Source organism: Alicyclobacillus suci (assembly GCF_017329615.1).
Classification (GTDB): domain Bacteria; phylum Bacillota; class Bacilli; order Alicyclobacillales; family Alicyclobacillaceae; genus Alicyclobacillus; species Alicyclobacillus suci.
The window spans coordinates 1-224 of record NZ_JAFMTW010000267.1 but is presented as its reverse complement, the minus strand read 5'-3'; the positions used below and the strand labels follow the sequence as shown (position 1 = coordinate 224).

Here is a 224-nt window from a genome sequence, read left to right as displayed (position 1 = left end):
GTAACACCTTGGGTAAGTCTGGACGAGCCATGCTAGAGGCGATGATTCGGGGAGAGGATAGCTCTGAGGTACTTTCAGAGTTGGCGAAGGGACGACTGAGGTCAAAAAAGGCGGATTTGCAGCAAGCCCTAAATGGGCTGATGGGAGATCACCAACGCATGATGCTGGCTGCACAACTACGCCACATCGATTATCTCGATGAAGAGATTACCCGACTCGATGAA

The 224-nt window shown here is 51.3% G+C and carries 1 pseudogene; it reads left to right on the top strand.

The window, feature by feature from the left end:
* Positions 1–224 (top strand): annotated as a pseudogene (locus tag J3482_RS22350) (IS110 family transposase); the annotation flags it as partial.